Consider the following 13,272-nt stretch of genomic DNA (forward strand, 5'->3'; position numbering starts at 1 on the left):
TGGTACCCGGTGTCACGGGAAAGCGACTTAATCCCGGACGGTGAGTATGGGGATATGGACGCCATCGTGCTGGCGGGTGGGTATGCGACGCGGTTGTGGCCGATCACGAAACACAGACCGAAGATGTTTCTCCCGATCGGTGACGAGACCGTCATCGACCAGGTGTTCGCCGGGTTCGAGGACGACGACCGGATCGAGGACGTCTACGTCAGCACCAACGAGCGCTTCGAGGAGGAGTTCGAGGAACACATCGCCGCGAGCCGGTTCGAGAAACCGCGGGTCTCGGTCGAGGACACGAGCGCGGAAGACGAGAAGTTCGGGGTCGTCGGCGCGCTCGCCCAGTTGGTAGAGCGCGAGGGGCTCGACGACGACACGGTGGTAATCGCCGGCGACAATCTGATCAGCTTCGACGTGAGCGAGTTCATCGACTTCTTCGAGGCCAACGACGCACCGGTGCTCGCCGCCTACGACGTCGGCTCGTACGACCGGGCGAGCCAGTACGGCATCGTCGATATCGACGGGGATCGGGTCGTCAGCTTCGAGGAGAAGCCCGACGAGCCCGCGAGCACGCTCGCCTCGATCGCCTGTTACGGCTTCCCGTCCGAGACGCTCCCGAAACTGGGCGAGTACCTCGAGAACGGCAACAATCCCGACGAGCCGGGCTGGTTCATCCAGTGGCTCGTCGAGCGCGGGGACGTCTACGGGTTCGTCTTCGACGAGGCGTGGTACGACATCGGCACCCCCGAGAGCTACCTCGACGCCGTCGAGTGGTTTCTCGACGGCGATTCGCACATCCACCCCGAGGCGACGGTCGAGAACAGCGAGATCGGCGAGAACGTCCACGTCATGGCCGGCGCACGTCTCGATGGCGTGACCGCCGAACGCTCGGTGATCTTCCCCGACGTGACCGTCAAGGACTGTGAGTTGCGGGGAACGATCATCGACGAGGGCACGCACGTCGAGGACATTAACCTCGCAGGCGCGCTCATCGGCGCTCACACCCTGATCAACGGCGACGAGGAGTAGCGACTCCGCCGAGCGCCGTCACCGACGTAATCAACGATCCAGCCACGCGTCGGTGATTCGGAGCGTTCCGCGGGTACCGTCCCACTCGGTTTCGTACTCGAGTCCGATAGGGCGATCCATGTGTGGCCCGTCCGTGACGAGCGTCTCGAACTCGCCGCCCTCGCCCAGTACGTGGACCCCATAGCGCTCGTTGAGATCGATCAGTTCGTCGAGGGCGTCCCGATCCAGCGTTCGGCCGAGCCACGACTCGTCGAGCCCGGCGGCGGCGACCTGCACGATCCGGATCGTAAAGCCCGCCTCGAGCATCGCCTCCGCGAGGGAGACGGGATCGCGCTCCCACAGCGGGGTGTACGTCTCCGCGCCGAGTCGTTCCGCCATCGCCGCGATCCGAGTCGTCTGAAACTCGCTTTCGACCGCGCCGGCGATCAGCCCGTCGACGCCGATCTCCCGGTCGAGATCCGAGAGGGCGCGTTCGAGCGGTTCGAGTTCCGCGTCGCCCTGTGCGCCCGAGTCCGTGACATCTCCAGTTCCGACCGCGGAATCGACCTCCACGAGTTCGATGCCGATGCTCTCGGCCGCGAGCGAAGCGAGATCGGTCGCGGGGACGTGGTACATGTACGAATCGGCGGCGGGGTGGACGGTGAGCAGCCGCGAAACCGAGAGCCCGTTCTCGAGCGCCCGATACAGCGCCCACGAGGAGTCCTTCCCGCCCGAAAAGAGCGCGATCCAGTTCGTCATACCCGTGGTTTCGGTCTGAGCGACAAAGGTCAGTCGGTCGGTTCCGCCTCGGGCGTGCCGGCGAAGTGGGTCGCCGCCCGGACCCCGACGAGGCTCACGACGACCGCGGCGACGACGAACACCGCGAGGCGCTGGAGCGGCGAGAGGACGAACCCCTCGACGGAGACGACCCCTACGTCGATCGGCGGGACGCCGGTCCGGTCGATGACGTCGCTTCGCTGGAGGAAGTACGCCGAGAACCCGCGGGTCACGATCCCCAGCGCGACCGCGCCGAACGGGAGGTTGAGCGAGGTGGTCGGGACCGACTCGTCACGGATCGTCTCGTCGAGCAGTCGGCCGGTGCTCGCCGCGAGCGCGGCCATCGCGAGCCAGGGCACGCTGTCGAAGGCGAACTGCATCGCGGGGACGAAGACGCCGCCGCGGGAATCGAGCCCCGAGACGCCGAGCAGGCCGACGAAGACGCCGATCAGCGCGAGACCGGCGCCGACGGCGTAGGTCACGACCGAGACCTGTCCCGAATAGAGGGCGTCGCGTATCGTGGCCGGAAGCGCCGAGAGGTAGGTATCGACGCCGAGACCCTTATACAGCAGGAACAGCCCGAAGACCGCCGTCAGCGAGGCGACGGCGATCACCGGCCCCATCGAGGTCAACAGAAGGGGAAAGACGATCAGCGCGATCCCGATGGGGACGAGCGTCGTCTGGCGGAGCTCCTCGTCGCCGAGGAACTGTTTGAGCAGGTAGTACGTCGACTCGATGTCCCGGGCCTGCCGGACCACCACGCGGTCGACCGAGTCGACCGACAGGCGGCTCTCGATGACGGGAACGAACCGCTCGTCTTGGGCGCTGTCGATGACGATGATCGCGGAATCGACCGCGTAGCTGTCACGAAGCTCCTCGATCTGGGTGGCGATCGAGCGGCCCGTATCGACCGCGTCGCGCCCGCCCGTGACGAGCGCGACCGTCGTCTCCTCGTCGTCGTCGCGGAGTTCGCGGGCCACGCGAAGCGTCTCGAGCAGACAGTTGACCCGGGAGTCCTCGGGATCCGCGAGACCGACGTCGATCACCAACGAACGGACCGCCTCCCAGCCGACGACCGGCGGGGAGACACCGACCGTCCCTGCGATCTCGTCCGACCGGTCGAGACACACCACCAACGTACTCACGGTGTGCGGACACAAACGCCGACCGGATAAAAACCTACAGGCGAACCTCGATCTCCCGATCCGAGTCGCCGAGTACGCTCGCGATCCCCGCCCCGAAGGCGTAGGCGACCGACGCGCTCCCGATCGAGAGCCGGGCCATCATACCCCGTTCGGGCGTGAACTCCCGAACGTCGGGTTCGATATCGAGGCGTTGGGCCAGACGGTCCTCGGCATCCTCGCGGGTTCCCAGCGCATCGACCAACCCCAGTTCGAGGGCCTCCTCGCCGACGAAGACGCGGGCCTCGGTCGCGCGGACCTCCTCTTCGGAGAGGTCGCGGCCCTCGGCGACGCGCTCGACGAACTGGCCGTAGAAGTCGTCGATCAGCCCCTGGAGATAGGCCCGTTCGTGCTCGTCCATATCGCGAAGCGGCACGCCCGCGTCCTTGTACCGGCCGGCGGCGAAGCGCTCGTAGGAGAGGCCGACCCGTTCGGCGAGATCCGAGGCGTTCACCCGCGAGCCGATCACGCCAATGGACCCGACGAGACTCGCCTCGCGGGCCAGCAACTCGTCACAGCCGCTCGCGATCCAGTAGCCCCCGCTGCCACAGACATCAGTTGTATAGGCGATCGTCGGCCCCTCGAACTCGACGATCGCTCTCCGGATGTCGTCGCTCGGGACGACCTCGCCGCCGGGGGTGTTCAGCTTCACCAGCAGTCCCTCGACGTTCCCGTCCTCGTCTGCGGCCTCGATCCGTTCGACGATGTCGTCGGTAGGGGTGGCGTTCGGCCCGCTCGGAACGCGACCGCCACCGCCGTCACGTTTGATCGGTCCCTCGACGGCGACCTCCGCGACGTTGTAGGTCGCAAAGACCCTCCCGGCGAGCCGGCCCGCGATCCGCAGGCCGATCATCCCCACTGCGATCACGAGCAGGATTCCGACGAGTTCCGTTCCCGTCGTAGGGAGTGCAACGAACAGCACGTAGCCGGCGGCGGCGGCGAGCACCGCGCCCAACAGCGTCACGGCCAATCGTCCGATCGTCGCCGTCTTCATGGGAACCTCCGAACTGCGCTCATGGTCAGTCCTTTCGGCGGCGCGTGATTAAAGGTTGAGAACGGGAACGGCGGTCCGTCGGCACTGATGCCACTAAGAGGTGAGAAACGAACCGTAGACGAACTGAATTGCGGCGTCTAGAGCAGGCCGGTCTTCTGGAGTTTCATCAGGTCCTCGGTGTCGAGGGTCTCGCCCTCTTTGAACTTCTGATAGATCTCCTCGGCCTCCTCTTTGGCCTCCTCGCGTTCCTGCTCGCGGTTGGACTTGCGGGCCTTCTCCTCTTTCTTGTCGAGTTCACGCAGACGCTTCTGGACGCGCACGAAGTCCTCGTGGTGCTGGTCTGCAGCCTCTTGGACCTCGACGAACTTCTCGTGCATGTCGTCGGCGTCGTCGCGGATGTCGTCGGCCTCCCGATAGGCCTCGATCATCTGGTTGTGGTGCTCTTGGGCCTGATCGGCGAGCTCCGTGACCTTCTGGTGGTGCTGTGAGGCCTCCGAGCGGACCTCCTCTGCCTCCTCGACGAGCTCCTCGAGGTCGTCGTTGCCCTCGAGTTTCTCCTGACGAGTGCGGTACTCCTCACGTTTGTTCTCGATCTTCTCGATGAGTTCGCGCTCGTCCTCCGTCGAGAGGACCTCGGTCTGTTGTTTGAACTCGAGCTGCTCGATCTCCTCTTCGAGCTCCTCTAAGCCCTTGCCGTCGTCGAGTTCGAGGTCCGATTTGCGGCCCTCGACCTCGTCGAACAGCTCGTTGGCCTTCGCGTTGAGTTCGTTTCGTTTCTGTTTGTGCTCTTGGACCTGCTCGTTCAACTCGTCGCGTTTCTCCCGGTGTTCCTGGGCTTCGTCGACCTTCTCGCGGGTGGCCGCGTTGAGTTCGTCGCGCTTTCCGGCGCGCTTCGAGGCCATCTGGTTGAGATCGTTCCGTCGGTCCCGAAGCTTGCCGGCGAGTTTGATGAGCTGTCCTTTCGAGTCACTTTCGAGGTCGGAGTCGCTGACCTCGATGTTCTTGCTTTCGTCTACCATGCGTAGTTGATCCGTGTCCATCCCTCCACCGAAATCCGGCAGTGTACACTCGTCATCGCAACCAGCCGTGTACAAGGATGCCCTCTCATTTTTCGAGCGATACTGCCGCCACGCCGGTGGCGTTCTGGTACCCGTTAGTACAGGTACTATCAATTTAACTGTTGCGGTCGTGAAACCCTGTAAACTGGTACCAAGACACCTGTTTAGCGGCGTTCCGCCCTCCACGGTCCGACCAGTTTCACTTTCGGTTCGCCCGTGGCGGAGGGTAATACGGACTGAGCGCCTCGATGAAAGTATGCTCGAACGGCTCGGCTGCACTTGTGAGGGCTGTGATCGGCAGCTAGACGCGAACACACCGGAACTCAGCTTCGAGCGGGACGGCTATCTCCGTCACGCCTACGAGTGTCCCTGTAGGACGGTGACGATCACGGTCGCTCGCAGGTGATTCGAAGCTCCTATCCTCCCCCGATGGCTCCCCCCTGCATGCACGTCGGAGCACACGTCTCGATCGCCGGCGGCGTCGACAACGCCGTCCCGCGCCAACTCGATGTGGGCGGTAACTGCGGGCAGATCTTCACCACCTCCCCACAGGTCTGGGCCCAGCCCGAGATCGGCGAGGAGGAGGCTGCTCGATTCCGAGAGGGAACGAAAGAGGAGCTCGACGGCCCGTGGGTCATCCATTCCTCCTATCTCGTGAACCTCTGTACGCCCAAAGAGGACCTGCGCGAGAAGTCGGTCGCGAGCATGCAGGCCGAACTCGACGCCGCCAAACGGTTGGACATCGAGTTCGTCAACGTCCACCTCGGAGCACACACCGGCGCGGGCGTCGAGGGCGGGCTCGAAAACGCCGCAAGCGCACTCGACGCGCTCGACGTCCCCGAGGGCGTGACAATCCTAATCGAGAGCGACGCGGGAAGCGGAACGAAGCTCGGCGGCGAGTTCGAACACCTCGCGCGCGTGCTCGAAGCCAGCGAGCAGGGACTCGACGTCTGTGTCGACACCGCCCACGCCTTCGCCGCGGGCTACGACCTTTCTACCACTGAGGGTGTCGAGGAGACCGTCGCGGAGTTCGACGACGTCGTGGGACTCGAACACCTACGGTGTATCCACCTCAACGACTCGAAGCACGCCTGCGGGACGAACAAGGACGAACACGCCCACGTCGGCGAGGGGCTGATCGGCGTCGAGGGGATGGAGGCGATCATCAACCACCCCGACCTCGAAGGTGTCCCGCTGGTGCTCGAAACGCCCACGGAGAACGGCAAGAGCTACGAGTGGAACATCGCCCGCGTGAGAGAGCTCCGGGAGTAGATGCGCCGGTTCGACGCGGAGTATCTCGAATCGACCCGCCGGGGGATGTGGGAGGAAGTCGGGGCGCTCGCGGACCTCGAGCTAGGAAGCAGAGAGCGGATCGCGGACGTCGGCTGCGGGACGGGCGAGCTGACGCGCGTGCTCGCCCGCGAGAGCCCCGCCGACGTGGTCGGGGTCGACGCCGATCGCGATCTCCTGAAGGCGGCCTGCGAGCACGTCCCGGTTCTCGCGGGTGACGCGGCCCGCCTGCCCCTCCGGGACGACGCGGTCGACCTCGTGACCTGCCAGGCCCTGCTGATCAACCTCCCCGAGCCCCGCCGGGCCGTCGAGGAGTTAACCCGTGTTTCCGCCGACCTCGTCTGTGCGATCGAGCCCGACAACGGTGAGGTGGAAGTCGAGTCGACGGTGGACGACGAACCGGGGCTCGCGCGCCGTGCGCGCCGCCACTACATCGAGGGCGTCGGGACGGACGTCACCCTCGGGGCCGATAGTAAGGAACTGTTCGAGGAGGTTGGACTATCGGACGTACGAACGCGGCGGTACGACCACGAGACGGTGGTGAAACCACCCTACGGCGAGGTAGCGCTCGAAAGCGCGAAGCGAAAGGCCACCGGGGCGGGAATCGAGAGCGACCGGGGGACGCTCGCCGAGGCGCTCACTGCGGCGGAGATCGACTCGCTCAGGGCGGAATGGCGCGAGATGGGGCGCGAAGCCATCTCACAGATGCAGGCCGACGAGTACGAACGGGTCGAACGTGTCCCGTTCTACGTGACCGTCGGCCGGGTCGAGGCGTAGGTCCGACTAAGCCGCCTTCCCCTGATCGGTCGTGACGTGGAGCGTCTTTTTCACCGTGGCGTGGGTGACGCCCTCCTCGTCGACAAGGTCGACAGTGTAGACGCGGTCGGTCGAGTCGGTCCGCTCGAGCTCCGCGCGGATGGCGTCGAGCTCCTCGTCGGACAGCCGGAAGGTCGCGTACAGCGTGTCCCGCCCCGGCTTCTTGAACCGGATCTCGGCCTCCTTGTCCCAGAGGACGTACGCCTCGCCGAGGGTTCGGATCAGCATCATCATGTAGACCGGGTCGACCGCGCCGTAGATGCTGCCGCCGCAGGTGGTGCCGACGTAGTTGCGCGTCCGCCAGTTCAACGGGAGCTCGATCCGGACCTCCTGCCAGTCGGGCGCGATGTGGGTGATCCGGCCGCCGGTGCCCCGATAGGCCGGAAACAGGTTGAAAACGTGCCGGGAGAGCCGCGCGCGGAGAGCGTCGAACATGCCGAGAGATGGCGGGAATCTACGAAAGGGATTGTGAAACGGCGAGCGAGCGAGGAGGAGTTTCCGGCGTCAGACCACGTCTCCTCGAACGGTCGCGCCCTCCTGGCGCTCGCGGTAGGCCTGGAGGGTCTCGGCGGCCTCGCTCGCCTCGTCCTCGTCCATGCCGAGCATTTCGAGGGCCTCCGGTAGGGTGGGGAGGACGAGTTCGCCCGACCGGAGCTTCCCGAACGCCTCCTCGCTACGCCTGCCGTCGACCCACAGACAGACCCCGCGGGGGTCGAGGATCTGCTCGTAGTCGTTTCGCATCCTTGCGCCCTGCAGGCGCTGGGTGACGTTGTCCTCGAAGCTCGCGTTACAGACCTCGAGGTGGATCGGCTCGTCGCGCTCGGTGAGGTGGGCCGCGAGACACTTCTCGGGGGCGGCGTAGCCGTTGTCGTTGGCTCGAACGAACTCGGGGAACTCGGCCGCCCACTCGCTTCTGATCGTTTGTCCGATCCCCTTCACGCCGTATCGCTTCTCGAACTCCCCGCTCCGGTCGCCCCCGTTGTCATCGCCCAACAGGATGTCCTTCGTGAGGTAGACGTCGAGGCGTTCGATCGGGTCGAGTCCCAGGGAGACCTCGCCGTAGACCCATATCTCGCGAACGGGGACGGGCATGGGATCGGATTCGACCGTCTCGACCAGCCGTTCGACCCGCTCGACCGCCGCGCTACGATCCATTGTCCTCTCTTGCTCGCGGGAGGCCAAAACCCTCTCGGAGCGAAACCGTCATACGCGGAGGTAGGCAAGGGTCGGCCGATGGACTGTACGAAGTGCGACCGCGAGGCAGTTATGCACGCGGCGTACTCCGGGGCCCACCTCTGTGAGGCCCACTTCCTCGAGTCGGTCGACCGCCGGGTCAGAAAACGGGTCCGCGAGGACTCACTGCTCTCCGAGGGGGCGACACCCGAGGATCCCGAGACGTGGGTGATCGGCCTTTCGGGAGGGAAAGACAGCGTCGTCCTGACTCACGTCCTCCACGAGACGTTCGAGGAGGACCCCCGCGTCGAGTTGGTCGGCCTGACGATCCACGAGGGGATCGAGGGCTATCGCGATAGGAGTCTGGACGCCTGTGTAGAACTCGCCGAAGAGATCGGGATCCGCCACGAGGTCGTCAGCTATGGCGAGGAGTTCGGCGTGCGGATGGACGATGTCGTCGAGGACGACCCCGAGAACATGGCCGCGTGTGCGTACTGCGGTGTGTTCCGCCGGGACCTCCTCTCGAAATACGCCGAAAAGCTGGGCGCCGATAAGCTGCTGACGGGCCACAACCTCGACGACGAGGCCCAGACCGCCCTGATGAACTTCCTGGAAGGTGATGTCGCCCAGATCGCGAAACACTTCGACGCCTCGCTAGGTGGGTTCGAGGAGCGCGAGGAACTCCGTTCCTCGAACGAGAGCGGACGGAGTCCGCGAACGCGAAAAGAAGGAGAGGCGTTCGTCCCCCGGGCCAAACCCCTGCGGGACGTCCCCGAAAAGGAGGTCGCACTCTACGCCCACCTTCTCGATCTTCCGGCCCACATCACCGAGTGTCCACATTCGAGCGAGGCCTACCGTGGAGAGATCCAGCGCCTGCTCTACGGGTTGGAGGAAAATCACCCGGGAACGCGCCACTCGATCATGGCCGGCTACGAAGAATTGGGGGGGATCGTTTCGGAGGAACTCGACGACCGGAGCGCCGATCTGAAAGAGTGCGAGCGGTGTGGCTCGACCACGACACGCGATGTCTGTCGGAAGTGTTCCCTGCTCGAATCGCTTTCGGCCTAAAAGGAGGAGAGCCGTCGCGTCAGCGGATGACGTCCAGCCCGTTGTTCTTCTCGCGCTCGTTGCGTCCGCCATCGCTCTGTGCGCCGGTTTCGACCCGTTCGCCGTTGATCGACGCCCGCGAGCGGTCGGCCTGTTTCTGCGTGCTCGGCCCGAGGATCTGGGCGCTCTGGACGCCCGTCATGATGGCCATCACTCGCACTTTGCCCTTGTACTCCTCCTGGATGCGCGCACCCCAGATCACGTTCGCGCTCGCCTCCAGGCGTTCGGTGATGTTGTCGGCGATGCCCTCTGCCTCCTTCAGGGTGAGGTCGGGTCCACCGGTGATGTGGACGAGTCCGCCCGAGGCACCACGATAATCGACGTCCAAAAGCGGGTGGTTCATCGCGTCGCGAACCACTTCGTCCGTTTTGTTCTTGTCCTGTGTCTCGCCGACCAACATGACGGCGACGCCGCCCTGGTTCATGATCGCGGTCATGTCGGCGTAGTCGAGGTTGATCAGCGAGGGCTGGGTGATCGTCTCGGCGATCCCCTTCACTGTCTCGGCGATGATCTGGTCCATCACCGAGAAGGCCTTTCCAATGGGCAAGTTCGGGACGTAATCGAGCAGGCGGTTGTTGTCCAGCACGATGATCGAGTCGGCCTCGTTACGCAGTTTCTCGAGGCCCTCCTCGGCTTTCACCGTTCGCGCTCGCTCGACGTTGAAGGGCGTCGAGACCATGCCGACGACGATCGCACCCTGGCCTTTGGCGATCTTCGAGACGACGGGCGCCGCGCCGGTGCCGGTGCCGCCGCCCATACCGGCAGTGACGAACACGAGATCCGCGTCACCGAGCACCTCCTCGATCGTACCGGTGGCCATCTCGGTGGCGCGCTCGCCCATCTCGGGGTCGCCGCCGGCGCCGAGTCCGTTTGTCAGGGACTTGCCGACGAGGATTTTCGTGTCGGCCTCGATCATCTGGAGGTGCTGCTTGTCGGTGTTGATCGCGACCGTATCGGCCCCGTCGACGCCGATGTTGTACAGGCGGTTGACGGTGTTGTTGCCGGCACCGCCACAGCCGACGATGACGATCCGGGGATCGCCGAACTCGTCGGCGTCACCGAGCTCGCGTTTTCGCTCCTGTTCGGCCTCGGCGTTGTCGAGCGCATCGCGGACGATGTCCTGCATCGTTACACCTTCGCCCACGGACGATCGGTTCCCTGGGCGTCCTGGCTCACGCCCCGTTCGTCGAGCATCTCCCGAACCGCGGCGCGAATCGCCTCGCTGCGGTTGGGGAACTGCCCCGTTTCGACCATCCGTTCGACCTCTTCTATCTGTTGTTCTGGAATTCGAAGTGTCACACGTTCCATGGTATCTTCCCCTGGCGTAAGACGAAGGTCGTAGTTGCGACCTTCGTGTCTTACATAGCAGCCAGACCCGCCCCATCCGTGACGAGTCGATGGCTAGCACGTAAGACGTGTCTTACATGACCATAGCGTGCTCCCACGAACTATTAAAACTACCGGCCGATGTAGGACATCAGCGGTCGAGGACGTCGGCAGCGGGGGTTCGGCGGCCACAGTTCGGGCAGAACGCCCAGTCGGTACGGAGTTCGTCGCCACACTCACAGACCGCGGGGGTGTCGGCCTTCTCACCGCAGTTCGGACAGTAAACGTGGTCCGAATCGACGGTTTCGCCACACTGGACGCAGTGACGGACGTGCGAATGTTCGTATCCGACGTGTTCGTCCGTTTGCACCGCCCGCTCCGACCCGTCGGAATGGCGTATACGGTCGTCCTCGACCGTGACGGTGACGTTTACGTCGGGAGCGAGCCGGTCGTCGAGGTGCTCGGCGATGCGCCGGTCGATCCGGTCGGTGATGAGCGTATCGAGCGAGTCCGATTCGGGAGGGGACGGTGGGGCGACTCCGAGGTACGCACGGAGCGCCTCGCGCATGACCTCGCTCTTCGAGGCGTCCATCGCCTCGATCCGCGCGACGAGGTCGTCGTCCGCGCGGAAGGTTATCTTGCTCATCGGCTAACGCGTCATACCCAGCCCGGGTATTTTAACGTTTAGGCTCGTGTCGGACGCCCGTCTTCCGCCGAGGGAGGCCACGGGTCGGGCGAATAACAATGCTTAAGTCCGAAAACGCACGACCGATAGGTGACGCCGCTCTTAGCTCAGCCTGGTAGAGCAGCCGACTGTAGATCGGCTTGTCCCCCGTTCGAATCGGGGAGAGCGGACTCGTTTTCTCGCAACTACCGAGTCCCCGGTCGGTTTCGACGCGCCGTATCACTCTAGTACCCGGCTCAGTTCCCGTCGGCGGCCAGTTCATCGGCCCCGATCTCCTCGGCGAGATAGGCCGCGCCGCGCTCGGCCAACCGATACTCGTCGGGCCCACCCGCGAGCAGGTCACGGATCGCGAGCTGCCGGCAGCGATCGGCGACGTACTCCTCGCTCTTTTCGAGGTTGGCAGCGATCTCGGCGGGCGTCGCCGCCCCGCCTCCCTCGAGCAGGGCCATGATCCGCTCGTCGGTGTGGGTCATCCAGTCGATCCGCAGGCGAGCCTCCTGTTCCCTGAACCCGCCGCGCAACAGCCGCGAGAGGAGTCCGTCGCTCATACCCGCCCTTCGGGCGCGTCGGTATTAGTCCCGCCGCTCCGAGCGGTTCGGGACGCTTAAGCGACGACCCACCGTCAGCCAGTGGCATGGCGACACGCCTTCCCGACGAGGAATTCGACGCGCGACTCGAAACCGTCCGCGAGCGGATCGCCGACGGCGAACACGACGCAGGCGTCTGGTTCGACGCGACCAGCATCGAGTATCTCACCGGTTTCGCCCATATCCAGACCGAACGCCCGGTGGTCCTCGGCGTGACCGCCGAGCGCTGTGAACTGGTCGTGCCCCGACTGGAGGTCGAGCGGGTCGAGGGAAACCCGCGGATCGACCGTCTCCACAGCTACTTCGACTACCCCGGCGGGAAGCCGATCGAAACCGCAGCGGAGATGCTACAGGGGATGGGAGCCGAGTCGGTACTGGCGGACGCAGACGGCGCGCCCGGCGTCATGGGCTACGAGGGCCCTTCGCTCTCGAAGTTCGTGGAGGTCGAACGCCAGTCGTGGGTCCCGCGGATGCGCTGGGAGAAGTCGGCGGCCGAGATCGAGCTGATCCGTGAGTCCGCGAAATGGGCGACCCTCGGACACCGGTACCTCGCGGACTTCACCGAGCCCGGTTCCCACCCCGCAACCGTGAGTCAGCGCGCCTCGATGGAGGCCTCTAGAGCCATGCTCGACACCCTCGGGGACCGGTTCGTCGAACGGGTGCGCGCGAGCGGGCCCGTCCATGCAGGCTACATCAGCGCCCACGAGACCGCCCTACCCCACGGCCACACGCCCAACCAACGCCTGCGGGAGGGCGACGTCCTCATCACGGGCGCGAGCGCGAACGTCGACGGGTATCACTCCGAACTCGAACGGACGATGTTCGTCGGGGACTATACGGACGAACAAGCCCACTACTTCGAGTTGATGCTCGAAGCTCAGACCATCGCCATCGAGGCGCTCGGGCCGGGCGTCCCCCTCGCCGACGTGGACGAAACAGTCCACAGCTACTTCGAAGAACAGGGGATCGCCGACCTCGCCCGACACCACGTCGGACACAACATCGGCCTCGGAGGACACGAGCCGCCGTACATCGACCGCGGGTGGTCGGAACACTGCGAGGACGAGAGAACGAAGAATGACGAAGCGGATGCCGTGATGCGACCGGGACACGTCTATACGATCGAGCCGGGGATCTACACCGAGACGGAAGGATATCGCCACTCGGATACGATCGCGATCACCGACGAAGGCGTCGAACCCCTCACCTACTTCCCGCGCGAGCTGGAGGCGAACGTGATCCGCTGACCGAGCGATTCAAGTCCACTTTCCTC

The 13,272-nt window shown here is 64.9% G+C and carries 16 protein-coding genes and 1 tRNA gene; 7 read left to right on the forward strand and 10 right to left on the reverse strand.

Translation table 11 applies throughout. The annotated features are described in order from the left end of the window. Positions 1–54: 54 nt before the first annotated feature. On the forward strand, positions 55–1,026 hold the full coding sequence (locus tag HAPAU_RS00485) for a sugar phosphate nucleotidyltransferase (protein WP_066378179.1): 972 nt from the start codon (positions 55–57) through the stop codon (positions 1,024–1,026). A gap of 30 nt (positions 1,027–1,056) precedes the next feature. Here the strand turns inward: HAPAU_RS00485 and HAPAU_RS00490 are convergent, their stop codons facing one another. From HAPAU_RS00490 to HAPAU_RS00505, 4 genes are all read right to left on the reverse strand, one after another. Further along, positions 1,057–1,764 carry a diphthine--ammonia ligase gene (locus tag HAPAU_RS00490; protein WP_066378181.1) on the reverse strand — a complete coding sequence of 236 codons (708 nt, stop codon included), beginning with the start codon at positions 1,762–1,764 and terminating at the stop codon, positions 1,057–1,059. Between the two features lie 29 nt (positions 1,765–1,793). Further along, positions 1,794–2,927 (reverse strand): DUF373 family protein, encoded by a 1,134-nt coding sequence (locus HAPAU_RS00495; RefSeq protein WP_211263518.1) that lies wholly within the window; start codon positions 2,925–2,927, stop codon positions 1,794–1,796. 34 nt (positions 2,928–2,961) lie between these two features. Further along, positions 2,962–3,957: a signal peptide peptidase SppA gene (gene sppA, locus HAPAU_RS00500; protein ID WP_066378183.1), complete on the reverse strand. Its 996-nt coding sequence runs from the start codon at positions 3,955–3,957 to the stop codon at positions 2,962–2,964. Between the two features lie 137 nt (positions 3,958–4,094). Next, positions 4,095–4,976 (reverse strand): coiled-coil protein, encoded by an 882-nt coding sequence (locus HAPAU_RS00505; protein WP_066378185.1) that lies wholly within the window; start codon positions 4,974–4,976, stop codon positions 4,095–4,097. Positions 4,977–5,271: 295 nt separating this feature from the next. Here HAPAU_RS00505 and HAPAU_RS21465 point away from each other — a divergent pair, with 295 nt between their 5' ends. From HAPAU_RS21465 to HAPAU_RS00515, 3 genes are read left to right on the forward strand one after another with little or no spacing between them, the layout of a single operon-like run. Further along, positions 5,272–5,421, forward strand: coding sequence for a hypothetical protein (locus HAPAU_RS21465; protein WP_169802599.1), 150 nt, complete (start codon positions 5,272–5,274; stop codon positions 5,419–5,421). 38 nt (positions 5,422–5,459) lie between these two features. After that, complete coding sequence (locus tag HAPAU_RS00510) at positions 5,460–6,287, forward strand: deoxyribonuclease IV (protein ID WP_066378187.1); 828 nt, start codon at positions 5,460–5,462, stop codon at positions 6,285–6,287. Beyond that, positions 6,288–7,082 carry a class I SAM-dependent methyltransferase gene (locus HAPAU_RS00515; protein WP_066378189.1) on the forward strand — a complete coding sequence of 265 codons (795 nt, stop codon included), beginning with the start codon at positions 6,288–6,290 and terminating at the stop codon, positions 7,080–7,082. Between the two features lie 6 nt (positions 7,083–7,088). Here HAPAU_RS00515 and HAPAU_RS00520 read toward each other — a convergent pair whose 3' ends face one another. Then, positions 7,089–7,556, reverse strand: a complete 468-nt coding sequence (locus tag HAPAU_RS00520; protein ID WP_066378191.1) for a DUF4442 domain-containing protein — start codon at positions 7,554–7,556, stop codon at positions 7,089–7,091. Positions 7,557–7,625: 69 nt separating this feature from the next. After that, positions 7,626–8,276, reverse strand: coding sequence for a DUF7095 family protein (locus HAPAU_RS00525; protein ID WP_066378193.1), 651 nt, complete (start codon positions 8,274–8,276; stop codon positions 7,626–7,628). 78 nt (positions 8,277–8,354) lie between these two features. Between HAPAU_RS00525 and ncsA the strand changes: the two genes are divergently transcribed. Next, positions 8,355–9,362 (forward strand): tRNA 2-thiolation protein NcsA, encoded by a 1,008-nt coding sequence (ncsA, locus tag HAPAU_RS00530; protein WP_066378201.1) that lies wholly within the window; start codon positions 8,355–8,357, stop codon positions 9,360–9,362. Between the two features lie 19 nt (positions 9,363–9,381). Here ncsA and ftsZ read toward each other — a convergent pair whose 3' ends face one another. The 3 genes from ftsZ to HAPAU_RS00545 form a co-directional block, all read right to left on the reverse strand. After that, a complete protein-coding gene (gene ftsZ / locus HAPAU_RS00535; protein WP_066378203.1) occupies positions 9,382–10,527 on the reverse strand; it encodes a cell division protein FtsZ in 1,146 nt (381 codons plus the stop codon). A gap of 2 nt (positions 10,528–10,529) precedes the next feature. After that, positions 10,530–10,709, reverse strand: a complete 180-nt coding sequence (locus HAPAU_RS00540; protein ID WP_066378206.1) for a ribbon-helix-helix domain-containing protein — start codon at positions 10,707–10,709, stop codon at positions 10,530–10,532. Positions 10,710–10,878: 169 nt separating this feature from the next. Then, positions 10,879–11,373 (reverse strand): double zinc ribbon domain-containing protein, encoded by a 495-nt coding sequence (locus HAPAU_RS00545; RefSeq protein WP_066378210.1) that lies wholly within the window; start codon positions 11,371–11,373, stop codon positions 10,879–10,881. Between the two features lie 135 nt (positions 11,374–11,508). Between HAPAU_RS00545 and HAPAU_RS00550 the strand changes: the two genes are divergently transcribed. Next, positions 11,509–11,582, forward strand: a tRNA-Tyr gene (locus HAPAU_RS00550). A 66-nt stretch (positions 11,583–11,648) separates the two neighbouring features. Here the strand turns inward: HAPAU_RS00550 and HAPAU_RS00555 are convergent. After that, positions 11,649–11,960 (reverse strand): phage repressor protein, encoded by a 312-nt coding sequence (locus tag HAPAU_RS00555; protein WP_066378226.1) that lies wholly within the window; start codon positions 11,958–11,960, stop codon positions 11,649–11,651. 86 nt (positions 11,961–12,046) lie between these two features. On the opposite strand from HAPAU_RS00555, the gene HAPAU_RS00560 reads away from it, so the two are divergent. Beyond that, entirely contained in the window at positions 12,047–13,246 is a 1,200-nt protein-coding gene (locus HAPAU_RS00560) for a M24 family metallopeptidase (protein ID WP_066378228.1), read from the forward strand. The last annotated feature ends 26 nt before the right edge of the window (positions 13,247–13,272 follow it).

The organism is Halalkalicoccus paucihalophilus, from assembly GCF_001593955.1.
Lineage (GTDB): Archaea > Halobacteriota > Halobacteria > Halobacteriales > Halalkalicoccaceae > Halalkalicoccus > Halalkalicoccus paucihalophilus.

Coding starts and splice junctions, on each gene's coding strand:
- HAPAU_RS00485 (WP_066378179.1), top strand. CDS start 55: ATGGACGCCATCGTGCTGGCGGGTGGGTATGCGACGCGGTTGTGGCCG.
- HAPAU_RS00490 (WP_066378181.1), bottom strand. CDS start 1,764: ATGACGAACTGGATCGCGCTCTTTTCGGGCGGGAAGGACTCCTCGTGG.
- sppA (WP_066378183.1), bottom strand. CDS start 3,957: ATGAAGACGGCGACGATCGGACGATTGGCCGTGACGCTGTTGGGCGCG.
- HAPAU_RS00505 (WP_066378185.1), bottom strand. CDS start 4,976: ATGGTAGACGAAAGCAAGAACATCGAGGTCAGCGACTCCGACCTCGAA.
- HAPAU_RS21465 (WP_169802599.1), top strand. CDS start 5,272: ATGCTCGAACGGCTCGGCTGCACTTGTGAGGGCTGTGATCGGCAGCTA.
- HAPAU_RS00510 (WP_066378187.1), top strand. CDS start 5,460: ATGCACGTCGGAGCACACGTCTCGATCGCCGGCGGCGTCGACAACGCC.
- HAPAU_RS00515 (WP_066378189.1), top strand. CDS start 6,288: ATGCGCCGGTTCGACGCGGAGTATCTCGAATCGACCCGCCGGGGGATG.
- HAPAU_RS00520 (WP_066378191.1), bottom strand. CDS start 7,556: ATGTTCGACGCTCTCCGCGCGCGGCTCTCCCGGCACGTTTTCAACCTG.
- HAPAU_RS00525 (WP_066378193.1), bottom strand. CDS start 8,276: ATGGATCGTAGCGCGGCGGTCGAGCGGGTCGAACGGCTGGTCGAGACG.
- ncsA (WP_066378201.1), top strand. CDS start 8,355: ATGGACTGTACGAAGTGCGACCGCGAGGCAGTTATGCACGCGGCGTAC.
- ftsZ (WP_066378203.1), bottom strand. CDS start 10,527: ATGCAGGACATCGTCCGCGATGCGCTCGACAACGCCGAGGCCGAACAG.
- HAPAU_RS00540 (WP_066378206.1), bottom strand. CDS start 10,709: ATGGAACGTGTGACACTTCGAATTCCAGAACAACAGATAGAAGAGGTC.
- HAPAU_RS00545 (WP_066378210.1), bottom strand. CDS start 11,373: ATGAGCAAGATAACCTTCCGCGCGGACGACGACCTCGTCGCGCGGATC.
- HAPAU_RS00555 (WP_066378226.1), bottom strand. CDS start 11,960: ATGAGCGACGGACTCCTCTCGCGGCTGTTGCGCGGCGGGTTCAGGGAA.
- HAPAU_RS00560 (WP_066378228.1), top strand. CDS start 12,047: ATGGCGACACGCCTTCCCGACGAGGAATTCGACGCGCGACTCGAAACC.